Consider the following 21,485-nt stretch of genomic DNA (forward strand, 5'->3'; position numbering starts at 1 on the left):
GCTTACTTCGACTCCTTCTGTTTGTAAATTTCAAGCTGTTCAACTAGGTTATATGGTTGAACTTCGTACATATTTTCAATCAAGTCAGTGACTTTTTGCTTAGGCTGTTCGTCAGCTTCTTTGATTGCTTGTTTGATTTGTTCTTTTGCATCTTCGATGACTTTATTCTCTTCTTCTTCAGACCATAGGCCTTTGTTTTCCAAGAATTTGCGGTAGCGTACTAATGGATCTTTTTGCTCCCACTCGTTTTCATCTTCTTTTGTACGATATCTTGTTGGATCGTCACCAGCCATTGTATGTGGGCCGTAACGGAATGTAAGAGTTTCGATCAATGTTGGACCTTCACCATTTACAGCACGCTCACGAGCTTCAGCAGTTGCTGCATAAACAGCTAATGCATCCATACCGTCTACTTGTACGCCGACGATTCCAGCTGCAGCTGCTTTTTGTGCAATTGTTTGTGCAGCAGATTGCTTTTCAACAGGAGTTGAGATCGCATATCTGTTGTTTTGCACAACAAAGATTGCTGGCGCTTTGTAAGCTCCTGCAAAGTTAATTCCTTCATAGAAATCACCTTGTGAAGCTCCACCATCACCAGTGTACGTAATCGCAACAGCATTTTTACCGCGCTTTTTCATACCAAGAGCTACACCAGCAGCTTGGATGATTTGTGCACCGATAATGATTTGCGGAGAAAGTGCATTGACATCTTCAGGCATTTGGTTTCCAACAAAGTGTCCACGAGAGAACAAGAACGCTTTTGTTAATGGAAGTCCGTGCCAGATTAATTGTGGTACATCACGATATCCTGGAAGAATGAAATCTTCTTTCTCAAGTGCAAAGTGAGTTGCAAGCTGAGAAGCTTCTTGTCCAGCTGTTGGTGCGTAGAAGCCTAGACGTCCTTGACGGTTCAATGAAATTGAACGTTGATCTAATACACGTGTAAACACCATACGGCGCATTAATTCTTTTAATTGGTCATCTGAAAGATCTGGCATTGCCGCTTCGTTTACGACTTCGCCTTTTTCGTTTAAAATTTGAAACGTTTCAAACTGCTTTTTGATGGCATCAAATTGCTTTTTGCTATCAACAATTGCTTTTTTTGTTTTTGCAGCCATTCTAAAGTCACCTCTTCCTTTCTTTTAACAGTCAATTTGTCGTGAATTCATTTATACATACAGATATAGGATAACCCAAAGTACTCATGTGACTCCTGTATATAATAGCCACAATCATCGTTGTCGAAACATTTGATGTCCGCTATTTTTTGAGCCCTTCTAACTGTATTAACGATAGTTCACAAAAAACTAATACAACTTCTGTTAACAAGGATTAGTTTACAACAAGAAAAATAGTCCGTCAATTGATTTAACGGCTTTATTTAAATAAATGAATTCGCTTTACTTTTTTATCAGGGCTGTATCAATCTGTTTAACAAACAGCACAAACTGTACTAGTATAGGTTGTGTCACTGTACTAGAATAGCATTTGTTTGTTTTTGTCGAAAAATAAAAAAAGAGCTGTTTTTCAGCTCTTTTTCATATTTTTATCTGCCGATTTGTATAAAGCTTGTTTATTCTCGTTCAATTGTTGTGTATATTTGTTGAATTTCCTGCTTTCTTTTCTCACGTTACGATAGGATCGATTCACTGATGCCAGCTTCGATTTTAACTCCTGATACCCTAAGTTTTTCTTCTTAAAGGTTTTGTACAATTGTTGATCTTGTTTTAATGCCTTTTGATACTCAAGGTATAGCTGGTCATAAGAGGCATATCTCTTTTCAATTGAGGCGACGGTTTTGTCTGCTTTCTCTTTTAGTTTCTGGTCTTTCACCCGTTCTGCAGCATTCTTCACCGTTTGAAGTTCTTTTTTCGATTGGTCCATGCTGGCTTTTTCTGTTTTTAAATGCTCTTCACGCTTTTTGGCCGAGGCAAGTGCCTGATCAGATAGACTGCCAATCGTTTTTGTCTGGTCTTTTGTGGATTGAATCATTTTTGTATATAACTGTTGCTCATTTTTTTCGTAGTCTTGCAGTTTGTCTTGTTCTTTCTCAAACGATGCCTCTTTTCCACTCATTTTCATTAGGGCATCTTGCATATCGTCAAATGGACTTTGTCCTCCGCAGCCAGTCAACAAAAGAGTGCATACCCCTAATGAAATAGCACCCGTCTTGATGCGTCTTTTTACATGTCTCATGACAATGTCCCCCTCTCGATCGCGATCTCCACATACCACTATAATTTTTATCTTGTTTTGTGACAAGAAAAGTAGTTCCCCTCTAAGAGTTGAATATTTTTTCATGCAATAGGCTCCTGACTATACAAATAGTGCATTCATACATAGTTTATATTACACGCTTCGCCTTCACTTCTTTGAGGCCAAGTGTATTTCCAAAGGAGGTCAAAAATATGTCTAATTATAGTCATGGAAGTATGTATGGTGGATATGGCGGTTACGGTTATGGATACGGTGGTGGTGGCTGCTGCTATCCAAGTTACGGTTATGGATACGGCGGCGGACGTACATTCGCTTTAATCGTCGTCCTATTTATCCTTTTGATCATTGTAGGTGCAGCATTCTTAGGTGGCGGCTGCGGCTGCTAATGGCTTTCAAAGCCTCTGACCGGTCTCATACGACCGGTCTTCTTTATTTGATTGCATATGTTGTGTATCATTTTATATACTTTACATACAAAGGAATTTAGGAGTGAAGTTTTGTGATTACCATGGATGATATCGTACGAGACGGGCATCCCGTCTTAAGACAAACCGCTGAAGCAGTAGAGCTTCCGCCGACAGAAGAAGAAAAACAGCAGTTAACTGAAATGATTGAATTCGTCAAAAACAGCCAAGATGAAGAGTTGGCCAAAAAATATGGACTAAGACCCGGAGTTGGCTTGGCTGCCCCTCAAATCAATATTCCGAAGCGTATGATTGCCGTTCACTGTGAGGATGAAGACGGTCAAGAATATAGTTATGCTTTATTTAACCCTCGTATTGTGAGCCATTCAGTCAAACGAACCTATTTGGCAGCTGGAGAAGGATGCTTATCTGTTGATGAAGCCATCCCCGGATTTGTTCCTCGTTATGAAAAAATTAGAGTGAAAGCCACAACGCTCGATGGCGAAGACATCGATATCCGCTTAAAAGGATTTCCTGCTATCGTCTTCCAGCATGAAATTGACCATTTGAACGGCATCATGTTTTATGATCATATTCAAAAAGATCAGCCTTTTGCGGAGCCAGAAAATGCGGTCGCAATTGGGAGAAATTAAACGAAAAGAAGACCCTGCTCATCGCACGGGCCTTCTTTTTTCATTTTCAATGAATCCTAATTCGTTTACTGCATGTAGGATGCCGTCCTCATCAACTGGCTTTGTCACAAAATCAGCTAGTGTTTTCAGTTCACTGACTGCATTCCCCATGACAACACCCGTTCCAACAAACGAAATCATTTCTCTATCGTTTAATCCATCTCCAAATGCCACTGTATCTTTTATGTCATACGGGAGTCTCTCAATGACTCTTTTAATGCCTTCGGCTTTTGAACCGCCTTTTGGCAAGACATCTGTTGACAGCTCGTGCCATCTCACAAGATCAATGTCTTCGCGGAATGCCTGATAAGTCATTTCCTCTTCCGCCTTACAGAATAAGAGCATCTGATAAATGTCGTGTTCCTTAAAGAAAGACAAATCATGCTCAGGATGGGCTGTTTTTAACGTGCCGATTCCTTCATGTACGAATGGATGATCAGGTACAGAAGCCTTCATCTCCTCTTCCCCCAAAAATACAAGTGGGTGATCATGAGAATGTGCCATCTCGTATATTTGCTCCATCAGCTCCAATTTAAGAGGATTCTGATAAATCACTTTTCCTTCATACACAACATATTGACCGTTGTACGCTATATATGAATCCAGTGCTAATTCTTCTAAAACGGGTTGAATGAGAAATGGGGAACGACCAGATGCTATGAAGAGATGGTGTCCTTTTTCTTTTAGTAATTGAACAGCTTGCTTCGTTGATTCAGGTATGTTCTTATCATGATCATATAAAGTACCGTCGATATCAAAGAAGATGACTTTTTTATTCATATCATGTCTCCTGTCTCTTGTTATATGTACCCTCTCCCCTTCATCATACCGAAAGATGTCCTCTTGCGAAACTCCTTCTCTAAAAAACGCCCATTTCCCACATATCACCATGTAACATTCAATCGAAACAACATATAATACAAATAGAAATAGAGAACGGAACATACTATCTAACATAACCTATAGCGAAAGGATGTGATCCGCGATGCTTCGTCGTCTACGCAACAAAATTCGAAGACAATGGAAGGACATGCTTCGTAAAAAATCCATTGCTTAAAAGGATCTTCCGCACATTGCCGAAGGTCCTTTTTCCTCAGAGTCTTTTCTTATGCGTGTTTTTTTAATATAATAGAATTAGCGAGTGTAACATACGGTATTTAAGGAGAGATTTGGATGATATATAAGGTATATTTTCAGGCAAGTACGACTGAGGTACCTGTAAGAGAGCACACAAATTCACTATACGTCGAAGCTGTTTCTGAAAGAGACGTACGCGATAAGTTAAAAAAACATGACTACAATATTGAATTCATTCAGCCTGTAGACGGTGCTTTTTTAGACTATGAACGAGAAAGTGAAAATTTTAAAGTATTGGAGCTATGAGAGGAATGAAATTTGTAAAAAACGATCAGGCGGCAGTTTTTGCGCTCGGCGGTTTAGGCGAGATCGGTAAAAACACGTATGGCGTTCAATTTCAAGATGAAATCATTTTAATTGATGCGGGAATTAAGTTCCCAGAAGATGAGCTTCTTGGCATTGATTACGTCATCCCTGACTATACGTATTTAGTGAAAAACGAAGATAAAATTAAAGGTCTTTTCATTACTCACGGACATGAAGACCATATTGGTGGAATCCCTTATCTTCTAAAGCAAGTGAATATCCCAGTATACGGAGGCAAACTCGCAATCGGCCTACTTCGTAACAAACTGGAAGAGCATGGACTGCTTAGACAAACAAAGCTACACATTTTTGAAGAAGAAGACACCATTAAATTCAGAAAAACGGCTGTTTCTTTCTTTAGAACAACACACAGTATCCCAGATTCCTATGGAATTGTCGTCAAGACTCCACCTGGTAACATCGTACATACTGGTGATTTCAAGTTCGACTTTACGCCAGTTGGCGAACCTGCCAATTTAACAAAAATGGCGGAAATCGGTAAGGAAGGTGTCCTTTGTCTTCTTTCTGATAGTACAAACAGTGAGATCCCAGAGTTTACGATGTCTGAAAGACGCGTAGGTGAAAGCATTGATGATATTTTTAGAAAAGTAGATGGACGAATTATCTTTGCGACATTTGCTTCAAACATTCACAGACTTCAGCAAGTCATTGAGTCTGCTGTCGCCAATGGCCGAAAGGTCGCTGTATTTGGGCGTAGCATGGAGTCTGCGATTGATATTGGACAAGAACTCGGGTATATCAAATGTCCAAAAAATACGTTCATTGAACACAATGAGATCAACCGCCTTCCAGCCAACAAAGTGACCATCCTTTGTACTGGTAGTCAGGGTGAACCGATGGCAGCTCTTTCTCGTATTGCGAACGGTACACACCGCCAGATTTCAATTAATCCTGGAGACACAGTTGTGTTCTCATCTTCACCGATCCCAGGTAACAATATTAGCGTCAGTCGTACCATTAACCAGCTATACCGTGCTGGTGCTGAAGTCATTCATGGTTCACTGAATAACATTCATACATCTGGTCACGGTGGACAAGAAGAACAAAAGCTCATGCTCCGTTTAATCAAACCAAAGTTCTTTATGCCAATTCACGGTGAGTACCGTATGCAAAAAACGCATATTAAATTGGCGAATGATTGCGGAATTCCTGAGGAAAACTGCTTCATCATGGATAACGGTGAAGTTCTTGCACTAAAAGGTGACGAAGCAAGTGTCGCTGGCAAAATTCCATCAGGTAACGTATATATCGACGGTAGCGGTATTGGCGATATCGGCAACATCGTGTTAAGAGACCGCCGTATTCTATCAGAAGAAGGTCTTGTTATTGTTGTGGTCAGCATGGATATGAAAGAATTCAAAATTTCTGCTGGACCTGATTTGATCTCAAGAGGTTTTGTCTACATGAGAGAATCTGGGGACCTCATTAACGATGCACAAGATTTAATTTCAAAACATCTTGAAAAAGTAATGGAGCGCAAGACGACTCAATGGTCAGAAATTAAGAACGAAATTACTGATACACTTGCACCATTCCTTTATGAAAAAACAAGACGTCGTCCTATGATCTTACCGATCATTATGGAAGTATAAATCAGCAAAAAGAGACATGCCAATAGGCGATGTCTTTTTTTTGAATCCTTTTATCTGGAGATGAGGATTCGGATTGATTCTATTTTTCTGATTGAATTGGGAGATGCTGAAAGTTCTTGACATCAAACAATCCCTTTGTGGTCATTTTCACGTCAGGTATGACTGGAAGCGCCAAAAATGATAGCGTGAGGAATGGATTGAAGTCTAGGGCAAAGCCTGTCTCTTTTAATGCGTCATGAAGAACATGGAGACTCTCATTAACCGCATGTGCCGATTGGTCAGACAATAACCCAGAGATCGGCAATGGGAGTGTATGAAGAGCCTGTCCTTCATTCACAACGGTTAAACCGCCACCTGCCTCTTTTAATGTCTCGATTGCTTTAATGATGTCCTCGTCATTTGTACCGACTGCAATTAAGTTATGTGAATCATGTGCAACCGTTGTGGCAATGGCACCCTTTTTCAAACCGAAGCCACTGACAACCCCTATCCCAATTTCAGATAAACGTTGATGACGTTCGACAAGTACAATTTTTAATACATCTCGGTCTGTATCACTCGTGAATTGTCCCTCCATACTTGAAGGAGACACTTGTTCTAACTTTGTTTCGAGCTGATTCGGGATAATACGAATGACATTCATCGGCTGATGGTCCGATAAAGTTAGCGCTAGATCTTGCTTCTGTATATCCACGACATGTACAGATTGTAATAATGTAGAGCTAGGTGTCACCTTTTCTACAACTGGTAGATAGTCTCCATTTTGCGCGACTAGCTCTCCTGCAATAAATACACTTGTGATCTTCACTTGATCCAGGTCAGAAATCAACATGAAGTCAGCGTCAAATCCTGGTGCAATCGCTCCTTTTGTTTTGAGGCCAAAGCACTCCGCAGCATTTAAGCTGCCCATTTGATACGCTAAAAATGGATCTAATCCTTCTTTAATCGACATCCGCACTTGTTCGTCAATACTTCCTTGTGCCATTAGATCATCTAAATGTTTATCATCAGTACAAAAGAAAAATCGTCTTGCATTTTTCTCATTTACAGCTGGTAACACATTTTTGACGTTTTTGGCCACAGAGCCTTCTCTTAGCATGACGTACATGCCTCGTTTTACACGTTCAAGGGCTTCTTGAGCCGTTGTTACCTCATGATCTGTTTGAATATTCGCCGTCCTGTAAACGTTTATTAATCGGTCTGTTAAGCCTGCTAGATGCCCATCAATCAATTTGTTCTCGTTTTGTGCATCAAGTAGTTTCTGAACCATATCTTCTTCTGCGTGTTCAACCGCAACATAGTCCATCACTTCAGCTAGACCGAGCACTTCTTCCTCTTGATAGAGTGGTTTCAAATCTTTGGCTTTGAGTGTTGCACCTGATCGTTCAAAACTGACTGCCGGTACACAAGATGGCAGCATGAAGTATATATTTAAAGCAGCTTTTCTCGCTTCTTCCAACATAAAACGAATGCCAGTAACACCTGAAACATTGGCAATTTCATGTGGATCGGTGACGACACTTGTCACACCGTGAGGAACGACAGCCTTGGAAAATTCAGCAGGGGTCACCATAGATGACTCAATATGAACGTGACCATCAATAAAGCCAGGTACGAGCATTTGACCAGCAGCATCGATTTCACTATCTCCGTCGTACTCACCAATCCCTACAATTTTTCCATTTTCAATCGCGACATCAGCGTGTAACCATTCCTGGTTAAACACATCCATCACCTTCGCATGTTTGATTACTAAGGCTGCCTTTTTCCTTCTTGCAGCTACCTCAATTTGATGTCTGAAAAGCTCTTTATCCAAAGACTCTGCCTCCTCCTAGTAAACAATATAATGTTTCTTATCGTAAACGAATCTGTTAGCTCAGTCAATAAAATTAGGAGAAAAATGCCTCTATCAAAAGACTGTCTTTTATTTCTGAATAGTGGAAATTGAGAGAAAAAACACTCTTATGCGTGAAGGTGTTTTCTTTCTTTTTTTAGCCGTATTCCACCTCATTTTGTATGTGCCTTTCTCACTCGTTGTCCACCCGATGAGGACATGTTCATTTAAAAAAACACCCCACAACGGAGTGTTTAGTATTCGTTCTGCATTTCTCGTTTTTCAAAACGCCCAATATCGGCGACTGCGCCGATGACGATCAGTACGTCTTCTTTTTGAATCATTTCATCAGCTAACGGAGATACAATAATTTCCTTCCCGCGCTTAATCGCTACAATATTAATGCCGTATTTCGCCCTAATATCTAGATCGAGAAGGGTGTTACCAGCAAGTCTACTATTTGCGACGATTTCAATCAGACTGTACTCATCTGACAGCTCTAAATAATCTAACACATTATTCGAAATGATCTTATGTGCAATTCGTCTGCCCATATCTCTTTCTGGATGAACAATACGATCTGCTCCAATTTTGTTTAAAACCTTCTCATGGTAGTCATTATTGGCTTTCACTGTCACCATTTTAACGCCAAGTTCTTTCAGCATAATGGTTGTCAAAATACTAGCTTGTATATTCTCTCCAATCGCGACGATGACATGGTCAAAATTACGAATACCAAGGTTTTTCAACACAGATTCATCTGTCGAATCACCGATCACAGCATGCGATGCAATTTTTGCATATTCATTCACTCGGTCTTCATTCATATCCATTGCCATTACTTCAAGTCCTTCTTCGCTCAGCGCCTTGCAAATACTTCCGCCAAAGCGACCGAGACCAATGACTGCATATTCCTTTTTCATGTTAAGACTCCTTTTATCTCACTTACCCAGCATTGTACTACGGTTTGACCAATGAATCCATATGGGAGCGAATTTTTTTACAAAACGCTTCGCTTAAATAGCGATCTGCCCCCTTCTCTATTTCATGGCGATAATGATCTGGCGGCGCAACTTCTTTACTTTTTTGCTGGACTAGAAATGTCACACAGTCCTCATACGTGCGATCTCCTATTTTCACATCGACAAAAGCAGGTCTGTATGTGCGTTCGTTTACACCTTCTCGTTTATATAAATAACGGATGGCATCAAACGGCACTTCATATAAAACCCCTTCTGTTTCCCCACCATCTTCGACCATGTCGGCTCTTGATCCATCATGGCGTAATAATGTAAATCTCGTAGTAAACTGCTTTAATGTGCCACCACCGATGATTCTCTTGAAGTAATGGTCAACGTTCGCCAATTTAAACCTAGCATCATCCATGCAAGAACCATATGCAAAATAATAGAAGGTTGACGATTTACTTTGCCACAGCTTATATTCTTTCCAGCTGCCACTTTCAATCTGTTGCATCCCCTCTATCTTTGGCTTAGGCAATGTGAAAACGAGTGCTTTCTTTTGCCCCTGATCTGTCATCACATCAAGTGCCTGCTTGTCATACCCTTCCTCGACGAGAGAAATCCTATGCAGCGTATCAGACGACACCTCGTACAATTCACCATATACCATCCCATCCTCCTCTACCACACAGGCAGGAGTTCCATCACTTGTCACGTATAACTTCCCTTTTATCGAGGCTGATTTGGCTAATAACGTTCCCTCGTTCATATATTCCTTATGGTGCACTTCATGCCTTAGAAGTGTTCCATAGACAAAAATGGTTGCCATATCGAATCACGGCCTTTCATTTTATGCTCTACTTGTTTGGTATACAGGTAAATAAATACGGAAAACCGTTCCCTTTCCTAGCTCACTCGATACATCCATTCTTCCATGATGATCTTTTAATATCGTGGCACATATGGTTAAGCCAAGCCCTGTCCCGTCCTTTTTAGTAGAGAAGAATGGGTCATACATTTTTTGAATGTCCTGAGCAGACATTCCTTTTCCTTCATCTTGAATGGTGATTTTCCATTCATTTAACATTTTCTCAGTCGATATGTATATGTTGCCACCTTCTGGCATCGCTTCAATGGCATTTTTAATCAAATTAATGAATAGCTGTTTCATCTGGTTCGCATCTGCTAAAATGACGCCAACATCTTGCTTTTTAAATGGTTGCTTGATGTGAATATTAGCAAGCACTGCATTCGTATTTAATAAAGTGATGACCTGTTCTAACAATTCATGTAGCTGGACCTCTTCAAAATTCACTGATTGAGGCTTTGCTAATACAAGCAGTTCACTTAAAACAAAATCAATCCGTTTAATTTCGGAAAAAATGATGTCAAAGTAATCGGTTCTTTCAGGATATTGTGTTTTCATCAACTGTAAAAAACCATTCACCGAAGTCAGTGGATTTCTGACTTCATGTGCAATTCCCGCAGCAATTTGCCCTGCTAGTGCTAGCTTTTGTGATTGCATTTGTAACTGCTGATTGGATCTCTCAAGCTCTAATTTCGCCTGTTTTTGTTCCGTAATATCAGCAATTGTTCCAATACCACCAGTAAATTGGTGCTGCTCATTAAAATAGAGCTTATAATGTACGTCGCCCCACACCTTCTTCCCCTCTTTATGAAGAAGCTGGACCTCGACTCGTCCTTCGTCTTTATGCTCCTTTAAGACAGACAACAAATGTTGGATGACACGCTCTTCTCGATCAAAGTATTCGTTATACATTGTTCCAAGACATTCATCTATGTCATAACCCGTTATTTGTTTCCAAGCTTGATTTAAAAAGATGATTTCACCTTTCTCGTTTGTTTCGAAGACGATTTCTTGCAAGTTATCTGTAATTCGATTCAGCCGCTCTGTCAGTTCATGTGCTTCTTTTTCGCTTTGATTCAAATCTGATACAAGTAGATTTAAGCGGTCGATATACCCTGAGGTGTACCAAATCCCTGCTAATACAACGACGATAAAGGCTAGATCGAGCGGCCAGTTAATTTGATAGCCGCCTAGATAATAAAAGAAATCCCAGCTCACAATTAATATAAAGGCAAGCACAGATAATAAAATCCGTACTTGATATGTTTTGTTCAAATGATTCCACCTGCCGCCCTGAGATTCTTTGTCAATTGTACCATTTTAAACTTATTTTTTGAGGGCGTTCCGGCATTTTTAAGGAATTTTTTTCTTCCATTTCCACATAAAAAGGTCAAAATGATCGAAATAAAGCTTGTTCTCGGCACAAAATAAGAGAACAGGCGATATTCTTTTACTGTTAAACAAGCGCTTTTTGCAGCTCTTTGAGCAAAAGGACTGCCCCTTCCGTACTTAACGTGATTTGACCGTTACCATACACTTGATTCTCAGAAGATATTTCACCCGTCATGAGACAAGCACCTTGAGGCTGATATTTTTTCAAAACGAGTTGATCTCCATCTATAAAAAATTCCATACTTTCTTTTATTGGAATATCAAGCGCTTTTCTCAATTCGATGGGTAAGACAACTCGACCTAACTCATCCACTTTTCTTACGACTCCAATAGATTTCATTTTGTTCCCTCTTCCTTTCTTGAGCTCAAGATCAATTTGTTTTCACTAATTGATATAGCGTAGACGTAAGAGATTCTCATAAGGTTTCTGCCGCATAAAATTGTTTCATACTTGAGAAAATTTTATTGTGATTGTCAAAATGAGACTTGAATTTTACAGATTCATTTCAAGGTCGTCACACACCCCCACAAATGCCAACATTCCTCTGAACTTTTAAATGTAAAAATGTTTATCAGAGCAAAAATAGAGATTGGGTGAAAACATGTTTCAACATACTGAAATTGGAATTGACTTAGGAACAGCTAACATCTTGGTGTATAGTAAAAATAAAGGCATCATACTAAATGAACCGTCCGTTGTGGCAGTAGATACAGAAACAAAGACTGTTCTTGCAGTCGGATCAGAAGCGAAAGATATGATCGGTAAAACCCCTGGGAAAATTGTCGCAATACGCCCGATGAAAGATGGTGTCATTGCTGATTATGATATGACAACTGATTTACTTAAAAAAGTAATGAAAAAGGCTGGGAAAAATATCGGATTCACGTTTAGAAAGCCGACCGTCGTCGTATGTGCACCTTCTGGTTCAACAGCTGTGGAACGGCGTGCGATTAGCGATGCTGTGAAGAACTGTGGAGCAAAACAAGTGCATTTAATTGAAGAACCTGTAGCCGCTGCAATTGGAGCAGATCTACCGGTAGACGAGCCTGTCGCCAATGTCGTCGTTGATATCGGCGGAGGAACAACAGAAGTAGCGATCATTTCGTTTGGCGGTGTAGTCTCTTGCCATTCCATTCGAATCGGCGGAGATCAACTGGATGACGATATCATTACATTTGTGAGAAAGAAGTACAACCTGCTCATTGGAGAGCGCACAGCTGAGCAAGTGAAAATGGAGATTGGCTATGCCTTAATCGATCATGAACCTCAGTCATTAGAAGTGCGTGGACGTGATCTCGTAACAGGCCTTCCAAAAACCATCATGCTTGAATCAAATGAAATTCAAGGCGCGATGCGTGAATCTCTCCTTCACATTTTAGAGGCGATACGTGCCACTTTAGAAGACAGCCCACCAGAACTTAGTGGTGATATTGTAGACCGCGGGGTGATATTAACTGGCGGCGGAGCTTTATTAAATGGGATTCAAGAATGGCTCTCTCAAGAGATTGTCGTCCCTGTTCATATTGCAGCAAATCCACTGGAATCGGTTGCGATTGGAACAGGTCGTTCATTAGAAGTCATTGATAAATTACAAAAAACAATCAAATAAACTTCCTATTCCACTTCTTTTTTTATCATGTCGATCATATTGTGAGAAATGGATAAACGAGAAGGAGGAAGAACATGCTGCTTGATTTAGGAAAACGGGTCGTTGTGACTGTGATTTTGACTGGTATTATCTTAGGAGGTATGAGCCTGTCTTTTTCACATATGCCCCCATCTAACGCACAGCCTGCAAAACAATTGAATCGTTAAAAAAGTCGCGTGAATGCGGCTTTTTTATTTTGCCGAAACACGGCTCCTCTTTTTCTTTTCTGATTCAAATCTGATATGATGAACATGACTAAAGGAGGGGTTTGATGAGTTCATTTAATAAACAATTAGACCAATATGCAAAGCTGATTGTTGAGGTCGGTGTCAATATTCAAAAAGGACAAGAAGTGGTCGTATCTGCTTCTACTGAGTCTGTAGAGCTTGTTCGACTTGTCACAAAACACGCGTACGAACGCGGAGCAAAACATGTACATATTCGCTGGAATGATGGGATCGTGACTCGTTTAAAATATGAGCATGCGCCTGACGAGGTGTTCGAGCAATTCCCGGAGTGGGAAGCACAAATGATGGAGACCATCGCAAAACGTGGTGGCGCTTTTATTACCATCTTGTCAGAAAGCCCGGATCTCCTGAGTGGAATCGATTCAAAGAAAATCGCCTTACAGCAAAAAGCCGCGGGTTCTGCCCTTCAAACATATCGCCAATACGTTCAATCTGATAAAGTCGCTTGGACTGTTGTAGGCGCAGCGTCAAAAGATTGGGCGAAAAAGATCTTCCCTGACCATACAGACGAAGAAGCTGTCACTTTACTATGGGACCAAATTTTCAAAGTCACACGCGCAGATCTTGAAAACCCTGTTGACGCGTGGGATCAGCATGAAGAAACACTCAATGAAAAAGTAAATGTGCTTAATAAGCGTCACTACCTTAAGCTTCATTATCAAGCACCAGGCACTGACTTAACGATTGAGCTACCAGAACAGCATATTTGGGTAGGTGCTGGCAGTGTAAGCGAAAGAGGCGTGACTTTCATGGCAAATATGCCGACAGAAGAAGTCTTTACAGTGCCTAAAAAAGACGGTGTAAACGGAACTGTTTCTAGCACAAAGCCGCTTAGCTATGGTGGTAATATCATTGACGGTTTTACATTAACATTTGAAAACGGGCGTATTGTGGATGTCAAAGCGAAAGAAGGCGAAGACATTTTAAAAGCACTTGTTGAAACAGATGAAGGGTCTCATTATTTAGGTGAGGTTGCCCTCGTGCCTGATGATTCGCCAATCTCAAATTCGAACATTCTCTATTACAATACGCTTTATGATGAGAATGCATCAAACCACCTTGCGATCGGCAGCGGTTATGCGTTTAATATCGAAGGCGGAAAAGAAATGAATCGAGAAGAGTTAGACGCAGCTGGAGTAAACAATAGTATTACGCATGTTGATTTCATGATTGGTTCAAAGGAAATGAATATCGACGGCATTACAAAGGACGGTAAGCAGGAACCAATCTTCCGTCAAGGAAACTGGGCTTTCTAAATGAACATAAAAAAGCATCCATCTTTATATGGATGCTTTTCTTTTGATGATCAAAGCGTCCTTTGTCATCTTCGTGCGTTATCGGACATCCATCTACAAATGGAAGTCGGTTGTTCCTGATTTAAGCGTATAGCTCATTGAGTCTCTTTTGAATCTCTTGATCAGCTAAGAACGCATCATACGTCGTTTGTTTATCCACGATGCCATTTGGCGTAACTTCAATGATGCGATTCGCTACAGTTTCAACAAACTGATGGTCATGAGATGAGAAGAGCATCGCTCCTTTAAAACTCATCATACCATTATTCAAAGCTGTAATGGATTCAAGGTCTAAGTGGTTCGTTGGCTCATCTAACAGCAATACATTCGATCCAGACAGCATCATTTTCGATAGCATACAACGAACCTTTTCTCCACCTGATAAGACGCTTGCTTTTTTCTTTACTTCTTCCCCAGAGAAAAGCATGCGCCCTAAGAAGCCACGCAAGAAGCTTTCACTTTGATCATTCGGTGAATATTGACGTAACCAATCGACAAGATCGAGATCGACACCTTCAAAATATTCACTATTGTCTTTCGGGAAGAAGGCTTGTGACGTCGTCACGCCCCATTTGAACGTCCCGCTATCTGGCTCCATTTCACCAGCAAGAATTTTAAACAAAGTAGAAACAGCAAGCTCATTACGGCTCAGAAGTGCAATTTTGTCTTCACGGTTCATCATAAAGCTGACGTTATCAAGTACCTTAACCCCGTCAATTGTTTTTGATAAACCTTCTACTTGCAACACATCATTCCCGATTTCACGCTCTGGTGAAAAATGAACATAAGGGTATTTACGAGAAGATGGTTTAATGTCATCTAATGAAATTTTATCAAGTAATTTCTTTCTAGAAGTCGCTTGCTTCGATTTAGAAGCATTCGCACTAAATCTAGCAACGAATTCTTGTAATTGCTTAATTTGTTCTTCTTTTTTCTTATTCGCATCTTGGCTTAGTTTCAACGCTAACTGGCTGGACTCATACCAGAAATCGTAGTTACCAACATACACTTGAATTTTTCCGAAATCAAGGTCTGCGATATGTGTACATACTTTATTTAAGAAGTGACGATCATGCGAAACGACGATCACTGTATTCTCAAAGTTAATTAAGAATTCTTCCAGCCACTGAATCGCTTGTAAGTCCAAGTGGTTTGTTGGCTCATCTAGAAGAAGGACATCAGGTTTACCGAATAAAGCTTGGGCTAATAGGACTTTTACCTTTTCAGAACCGCCAAGCTCAGACATTTTCTTCGTTTGAAGGCTCTCTGGGATGCCAAGACCTTTCAAGAGAATGGCCGCTTCACTTTCAGCTTCCCATCCGTTTAACTCAGCAAATTCACCTTCAAGCTCTGCGGCACGGATCCCGTCCTCATCGGAGAAATCAGGCTTCATATAGATCGCGTCTTTTTCTTGCATCACATCATATAGACGTTTGTGCCCCATGATGACAACCTTTAACACTTCAAATTCTTCGTATTCAAAGTGGTTCTGTTTTAAAATTGCTAATCGCTCTCCTGGACTCATATGAACATCACCAGTTTGAGCCTCAATTTCTCCAGAAAGAATCTTTAAAAACGTTGATTTACCAGCTCCATTGGCACCAATCAATCCGTAACAGTTGCCAGGTGTGAACTTAATATTTACTTCTTCAAATAGTTTACGATCGGCAAAACGCAAACTAACATTATTTACTGCAATCATTTATTAATCCTCCATCACTCATTCATCATTATGAAGTATATCATGAATATCGATCGATAGAAACGTCTCTCTCCTAGAACAAAGGCTTTTTGTTGAATATGATATAATATAAAGAATGTTATGGTGAAGGAGTTCGTATATTTTGAGATTGCTGACACTGATGGAATACTGTTTATTGATTTTCTTTATGGGGATTTTTTTATCTTCCACAGGCTTTACAGCGAAAGACTTCGGTCTTTACATTGGACTAGTATTCATCTATACAATGGTCCACATCTATTCTAAACGTTTTGTACAAAAGCGCGGGTTAGAGCATCTGAAGGTCGGTTTGTTTCGTTCTGTATTAGCGATTACCGGATCTGTGTTTGCCTCTGTCCTAGCCATTGTACTCATTGTTACAATGCTCTCACAAAATTAAAAACGACCCTTCTAAAAGGGTCGTTCGTTTAAGCACCCTTTCAATGGAGAGGGTGAATTTATTGTGTTTGCCGAATGTCGCCAAATGGGAAGAAAACAAATTCTGATGTTCCAACGATACGGTCTTTTTCGATGAGACCTAACCCATTACGGCTATCCATAGAATTGAGCCTGTTATCGCCCATGACAAAGTAACTGTTGTCTGGAATGTTGACTGGACCGAAATCTCCCGTTAAATGCACCTCATACTCTTTGGCATGCACCTTGTTTTCTTTTAAGTAAGGCTCATCTACTTTTTTACCATTAATGTATAGCGTGTCATCTTTCATTTCAATCGTGTCTCCTGGAAGGCCGATCAATCGTTTGACGTAATGAATTTTTTCACCATCTTTGCCATTGATAATCACAATGTCACCACGTTTGACACCACCGAGATAGTTAATGGTTTTGTTTACAAACAGCTTTTCTCCATCATGAAGCGTTGGCTCCATCGACTCTCCCTCTACTACGTATGGCTCAAAAATAAACGTACGGATGAGCCAAACAAGCGCAAGCGCAATTAAAATGGCTTTCACCCATTCAAACAGTGAGCTCTTCTTCTTTTGATTGGCTTGCTTCGTATCAGATTGAATGTCATTTTCGTTTGGTTTGTTATCCTCGTTCAAAATACGGCTTCCTCCTAAGACTTTCTGCTAAAAGACTTGTTTCGTGAATTGAATAACTTTACTTTATCATATGTCAATGAAAAATTCATAAAACAACAACCTATTTAGCTATTTTTTCCTAATTCACACCTATTGAAACAAAAAGAAGCACCGTTTTTCACGATGCTTCTAATTTATATTATGCGTCTTGTTTGACTGGTTTTTTCAGAATACCGAGTAAGATCGCTGTCACAAGAGCACCAATTAAGATGCTGAGGATATACATCATTGGATGATTTGTTACCCAGAACACGAATAATCCACCATGTGGTGCAGGAAGTGTCACTCTAAAGAATTCTGTTAATCCACCGGCAACTGCCGCTCCAATAACAGCTGAAGGGATCACGCGTAGTGGATCTGCCGCTGCAAACGGGATCGCCCCTTCCGTAATAAAGGCAGCTCCCATGAAGTAACATGTAACACCTGCTTCACGGTCACGTTTAGAAAACTTATTTCTGAAAATCGTTGTAGCAAGCGCAATACCAAGTGGTGGGACCATTCCACCTGCCATAATAGCAGCATGCGGTGCAAAGTTGCCAGCAGCAATCATTGCAATACCAAATGTGTAAGCGGCTTTGTTAATTGGTCCACCCATATCAATTGCCATCATTCCAGCTAAAATAATGCCCATTAACACAAGGTTACCAGTACCAAGTGATTCAAGCCAGTGTGTTAATCCGTCCATCGCCATTTTGACTGGCGTATTGACAACATAATGCATGATAATCCCTGTAAAGAAGATACCAAACAATGGATACAATAGAACCGGTTTAAGTCCATCAAGTGACTGCGGGATAAATGTAAATACTCTTTTCAATAGCACGACGATGTAACCAGCAAGGAAACCAGCAATCAGTCCGCCTAAGAATCCTGCACCAGCAGATGTGGCCATAAATCCACCGACCATCCCTGGAGCAAAACCTGGACGATCTGCAATACTCATCGCGATAAATCCAGCTAATACAGCAACGATTAAGGCAAGTGCATTATCTCCACCTATTCCTTTTAATACAGCTGCAAATTCATTGAATGAAGGATCCTTAGGATCAGCTGAGTTAATGCCCCAGAAGAACGAAATCGCAACGAGGATACCGCCCCCGACAACAAACGGAAGCATGTTGCTTACACCGCTCATTAAGTGTTTATAGAATCCGCCTAAGCCATTACTTGATGATTCCTCTTGGTTTTTCGAAGCACTACCACCAGATCCTTTATAAATCGGTGCGTCTTGATTCATCGCTTTTTCGATTAACTCTTGTGGGCGACGAATTCCAGCTGTAACAGGAACTTCAATGACGTGTTTGCCTTTAAAACGTTCCATTTCTACTTGCTTGTCAGCAGCAACAATGATGGCTGGTGCTTCTTCGATTTCTTTCGCTGTCAAGGCATGCTTAATTCCGCTAGAGCCGTTTGTCTCAACTTTGATGTCTACGCCCATTTCTTTTGCTTTTTCTTTCAGCGCGTCTGCTGCCATAAATGTATGGGCAATTCCTGTTGGACAAGCAGTGACTGCTAATATTTTAGCAGGCTTTCCTTCTTCCACTGAATCTTCTTTCGCTTCCTCTTCTTCATCGTCGTCTTTATCATGTGTGTTAATGATGTCGATGATTTCATCTTCTGTTGCCGCTTCAAGTAGCTGTTTTCTAATTTCTTCACGCATGAGAAGTGTTGAAAGACGAGAAAGAGCTTCTAAATGCGTATTGTTCGCGCCTTCAGTTGCTGCAATCATAAAGACGAGATGACTTGGCTGTCCATCAAGTGATTTATAATCTACGCCAGCAGTTGAACGACCGAATGCAATGGCAGGATCCTTTACACTCGTTGTTTTGGCATGAGGGATGGCGATTCCTTCACCAATACCAGTAGAGCTCTGTTTTTCACGATTGATAACAGCCTCTTTATATCCTTCTTTATCATTTAACTTGCCAGCATGGTCTAAGACAGTTACTAGCTCTTCAATAACTGCTTCTTTTTGCTGACTTTCTAATTGAAGCTTAATTGTATGCTTCGTTAGTAGTTCTGTGATTTTCATGATGACTCCTCCTTTAAATGCGTGTGACTTTCACTTGTGGCAATAGTGTGTCGACAAGCTCTTTTGTTCCAAGCTCCTCCGAGAATGCGGTAGCGCTTCCTGACGTCACGCCAAGCTTAAATGATTCTTCAATGGAAAGGCCTTTGGTTACACCTGCTAGAAATCCTGCAACGACTGAATCTCCTGCACCTACCGAATTGACGAGCGTTCCCTTTGGCACATTTGACTGAAAAATACCCTCTTTACTAAATAAAAGGGCTCCGTCTCCCGCCATGGACACAATGACATGCACAGCACCTTGTTCTAACAATTTCTTCCCATAAGGGATCGCTTCTTCTGCTGATGAAATACTTGTCCCAAACATGTCACCTAACTCGTGATGGTTTGGTTTCATCAAGAACGGTTTCATCTCAGCTGCTTTTTTTAAGGCTTCACCTGAAATATCAAGCACTACTCCGACACCTTTTTGCTGACAAACCTCCGCAATCCGCTCATATGTGTTATGAGGCAATGATGAAGGGATACTGCCTGCTAATACAACAACATCTCCTTCATTCAATGAATGAAATTGGGATAGAAACGATTCAAATTGAGCTTCAGTAATACTTGGACCAAGCCCATTAATTTCTGTTTCTTCTCCTGTTTTTAATTTCACATTAATGCGTGTATCTTCTGACACCTCATGAAAAGATGTTTGTAGTTGCTCGTTTTGTAAAAAGTCTTGAATATATTTACCAGTAAATCCGCCAATAAATCCAAGTGCTTTTGATTCAATTCCGTGACGTTTTAGAAGTCTTGAAACGTTGATCCCTTTACCACCTGGATATTTTTTGTCATAAGCTGAACGATTCAAGCCTCCGACAGCAAAATCCTCCACATGGACGATGTAATCAACAGATGGGTTGAGCGTAACTGTATAAATCATGTTTTCACTACCTTTATAACCGTTTTTTCATGGTAATTATCGAATGAATCCTCTTTCGCGTCGTTTGTGATAATGGTTGCTTCCTCTAAACTAGCAAAGGTCGAAAACGATATTTCACCAAACTTTGAGGCATCTGATAAGATATAGGTTTTTTTCGCCTGTTTCATGGCTCTATTTTTCATGAGCGCTTCCTCTGGATCAGGTGTTGTAAAACCTGCCTCGGGATGAATGCCGTTCGTCCCAACAAAGCTCTTGTCAAAACGGTAATGTTGCATTGCCGTTAAAGCTGCGGCCCCCACCATGGCTCCTGTTCGATTCTTCACTGATCCGCCTATCAGGTAAAAAGAAATGTCTTTTCTCATGAGTGCTTCAATGTGCATGACACCGTTTGTCACTACGACAATATCTAAATCTGGATGGATAAATTCAATCATTTGCTGTGTGGTCGTACCAGCATCTAAATAAATGCAATCACCTTGTTTTAAAAGTGAGGCAGCTGCTTGTGCAATCAATGACTTTTCATGAAGGTTTTTGGCAGATTTCTCAAAGACGTCGGGTTCAAGACGAATACCCGATATTTTGGCTGCTCCCCCATGAACTCTTTTGAGAAAACCTTTTTCTTCGAGGGCTGACAAATCCCTTCTAATTGTAGACTCTGATGCATTTGTCATAATCGTTAAGTCCTGTATTTTTATGACATCATGTTCTTCTAAATAATCAATGATGAGTTGATGTCTTTCTGGTGTTAACATTGAAAACACCCCCTTTTGAAAACGTATTCATTTCGCGCGCACCTTTATTGTAATCGCTTTTTTCAACATTATCAAGACAAAATGATCAAATACATTCAATAACTATCAAATTCTTTCACAATGGTCATCTTACCTTTATATGTACCATTTGTAAACTGAAAAATATGTGACAGTAAGATAAAAGTCATGATATTAGGATTGCAATCATTTTTTATTTCATTCAATCGAACGAAAAAAGCCGTTATGCAAATTGCATAACGGTTTTAATTTGTAGTCAATGGCAGTTGGCACCGGAGTACGGCGGGACGAAAAAGCAAAGGCTTGCCTTCACATTCC

At 40.4% G+C, this 21,485-nt stretch carries 21 protein-coding genes; 8 read left to right on the top strand and 13 right to left on the bottom strand.

Going from position 1 to position 21,485, the window contains the following annotated elements; genetic code table 11:
• Positions 1-2: 2 nt before the first annotated feature.
• Both pdhA and AB1K80_RS02170 read right to left on the bottom strand, forming a co-directional pair.
• Positions 3-1,118 (bottom strand): pyruvate dehydrogenase (acetyl-transferring) E1 component subunit alpha, encoded by a 1,116-nt coding sequence (pdhA, locus tag AB1K80_RS02165; protein ID WP_412854977.1) that lies wholly within the window; start codon positions 1,116-1,118, stop codon positions 3-5.
• 409 nt (positions 1,119-1,527) lie between these two features.
• A complete protein-coding gene (locus AB1K80_RS02170) occupies positions 1,528-2,196 on the bottom strand; it encodes a YkyA family protein (RefSeq protein ID WP_412854978.1) in 669 nt (222 codons plus the stop codon).
• Between the two features lie 236 nt (positions 2,197-2,432).
• Here AB1K80_RS02170 and AB1K80_RS02175 point away from each other — a divergent pair, with 236 nt between their 5' ends.
• Both AB1K80_RS02175 and def read left to right on the top strand, forming a co-directional pair.
• Positions 2,433-2,603, top strand: a complete 171-nt coding sequence (locus AB1K80_RS02175; RefSeq protein WP_412855149.1) for a YjcZ family sporulation protein — start codon at positions 2,433-2,435, stop codon at positions 2,601-2,603.
• A 113-nt stretch (positions 2,604-2,716) separates the two neighbouring features.
• On the top strand, positions 2,717-3,274 hold the full coding sequence (def, locus tag AB1K80_RS02180; protein ID WP_412854979.1) for a peptide deformylase: 558 nt from the start codon (positions 2,717-2,719) through the stop codon (positions 3,272-3,274).
• Between the two features lie 18 nt (positions 3,275-3,292).
• On the opposite strand, the gene AB1K80_RS02185 is transcribed toward def, so the two are convergent.
• Positions 3,293-4,093, bottom strand: a complete 801-nt coding sequence (locus AB1K80_RS02185; RefSeq protein ID WP_412854980.1) for a Cof-type HAD-IIB family hydrolase — start codon at positions 4,091-4,093, stop codon at positions 3,293-3,295.
• A gap of 393 nt (positions 4,094-4,486) precedes the next feature.
• Here AB1K80_RS02185 and AB1K80_RS02190 point away from each other — a divergent pair, with 393 nt between their 5' ends.
• Both AB1K80_RS02190 and rnjA read left to right on the top strand, forming a co-directional pair.
• Complete coding sequence (locus AB1K80_RS02190) at positions 4,487-4,696, top strand: DNA-dependent RNA polymerase subunit epsilon (RefSeq protein ID WP_412854981.1); 210 nt, start codon at positions 4,487-4,489, stop codon at positions 4,694-4,696.
• A gap of 5 nt (positions 4,697-4,701) precedes the next feature.
• Positions 4,702-6,369 (top strand): ribonuclease J1, encoded by a 1,668-nt coding sequence (rnjA, locus tag AB1K80_RS02195; protein WP_008345116.1) that lies wholly within the window; start codon positions 4,702-4,704, stop codon positions 6,367-6,369.
• Between the two features lie 79 nt (positions 6,370-6,448).
• Here rnjA and ade read toward each other — a convergent pair whose 3' ends face one another.
• From ade to AB1K80_RS02220, 5 genes are all read right to left on the bottom strand, one after another.
• Entirely contained in the window at positions 6,449-8,185 is a 1,737-nt protein-coding gene (gene ade / locus AB1K80_RS02200; RefSeq protein WP_412854982.1) for an adenine deaminase, read from the bottom strand.
• 272 nt (positions 8,186-8,457) lie between these two features.
• Positions 8,458-9,126 (bottom strand): potassium channel family protein, encoded by a 669-nt coding sequence (locus tag AB1K80_RS02205; protein ID WP_412854983.1) that lies wholly within the window; start codon positions 9,124-9,126, stop codon positions 8,458-8,460.
• Positions 9,127-9,163: 37 nt separating this feature from the next.
• Complete coding sequence (locus AB1K80_RS02210; protein WP_412854984.1) at positions 9,164-9,994, bottom strand: gamma-glutamylcyclotransferase; 831 nt, start codon at positions 9,992-9,994, stop codon at positions 9,164-9,166.
• A 21-nt stretch (positions 9,995-10,015) separates the two neighbouring features.
• On the bottom strand, positions 10,016-11,308 hold the full coding sequence (locus tag AB1K80_RS02215; RefSeq protein WP_412854985.1) for an ATP-binding protein: 1,293 nt from the start codon (positions 11,306-11,308) through the stop codon (positions 10,016-10,018).
• A gap of 181 nt (positions 11,309-11,489) precedes the next feature.
• A complete protein-coding gene (locus AB1K80_RS02220) occupies positions 11,490-11,765 on the bottom strand; it encodes an AbrB/MazE/SpoVT family DNA-binding domain-containing protein (protein WP_412854986.1) in 276 nt (91 codons plus the stop codon).
• 262 nt (positions 11,766-12,027) lie between these two features.
• On the opposite strand from AB1K80_RS02220, the gene mreBH reads away from it, so the two are divergent.
• The 3 genes from mreBH to AB1K80_RS02235 all read left to right on the top strand — a co-directional run bounded on the left by mreBH (position 12,028) and on the right by AB1K80_RS02235 (position 14,578).
• The gene (mreBH, locus tag AB1K80_RS02225; protein WP_412854987.1) at positions 12,028-13,035 is read left to right on the top strand and encodes a rod-share determining protein MreBH; all 1,008 of its coding nucleotides are present in this window, start codon (positions 12,028-12,030) and stop codon (positions 13,033-13,035) included.
• 74 nt (positions 13,036-13,109) lie between these two features.
• Positions 13,110-13,241, top strand: coding sequence for a protein YkpC (locus AB1K80_RS02230; RefSeq protein ID WP_412854988.1), 132 nt, complete (start codon positions 13,110-13,112; stop codon positions 13,239-13,241).
• Between the two features lie 104 nt (positions 13,242-13,345).
• Positions 13,346-14,578 (top strand): aminopeptidase, encoded by a 1,233-nt coding sequence (locus tag AB1K80_RS02235; protein ID WP_412854989.1) that lies wholly within the window; start codon positions 13,346-13,348, stop codon positions 14,576-14,578.
• 121 nt (positions 14,579-14,699) lie between these two features.
• On the opposite strand, the gene AB1K80_RS02240 is transcribed toward AB1K80_RS02235, so the two are convergent.
• A complete protein-coding gene (locus AB1K80_RS02240; protein WP_412854990.1) occupies positions 14,700-16,319 on the bottom strand; it encodes an ABC-F family ATP-binding cassette domain-containing protein in 1,620 nt (539 codons plus the stop codon).
• Between the two features lie 142 nt (positions 16,320-16,461).
• Between AB1K80_RS02240 and AB1K80_RS02245 the strand changes: the two genes are divergently transcribed.
• Positions 16,462-16,737, top strand: coding sequence for a hypothetical protein (locus tag AB1K80_RS02245; RefSeq protein WP_412854991.1), 276 nt, complete (start codon positions 16,462-16,464; stop codon positions 16,735-16,737).
• A gap of 58 nt (positions 16,738-16,795) precedes the next feature.
• On the opposite strand, the gene lepB is transcribed toward AB1K80_RS02245, so the two are convergent.
• The 4 genes from lepB to AB1K80_RS02265 all read right to left on the bottom strand — a co-directional run bounded on the left by lepB (position 16,796) and on the right by AB1K80_RS02265 (position 21,149).
• Positions 16,796-17,368: a signal peptidase I gene (gene lepB / locus AB1K80_RS02250; protein ID WP_412855150.1), complete on the bottom strand. Its 573-nt coding sequence runs from the start codon at positions 17,366-17,368 to the stop codon at positions 16,796-16,798.
• 211 nt (positions 17,369-17,579) lie between these two features.
• Entirely contained in the window at positions 17,580-19,472 is a 1,893-nt protein-coding gene (locus AB1K80_RS02255) for a fructose-specific PTS transporter subunit EIIC (RefSeq protein ID WP_412854992.1), read from the bottom strand.
• A gap of 13 nt (positions 19,473-19,485) precedes the next feature.
• Complete coding sequence (gene pfkB / locus AB1K80_RS02260) at positions 19,486-20,397, bottom strand: 1-phosphofructokinase (protein WP_412854993.1); 912 nt, start codon at positions 20,395-20,397, stop codon at positions 19,486-19,488.
• Positions 20,394-21,149, bottom strand: coding sequence for a DeoR/GlpR family DNA-binding transcription regulator (locus AB1K80_RS02265; protein WP_412854994.1), 756 nt, complete (start codon positions 21,147-21,149; stop codon positions 20,394-20,396). Before AB1K80_RS02265 ends, pfkB begins: the two co-directional genes overlap by 4 nt.
• Positions 21,150-21,485 lie beyond the last annotated feature (336 nt).

The sequence above is a fragment of the Bacillus sp. 179-C3.3 HS genome (assembly GCF_047229225.1).
GTDB lineage: Bacteria > Bacillota > Bacilli > Bacillales > Bacillaceae > Bacillus.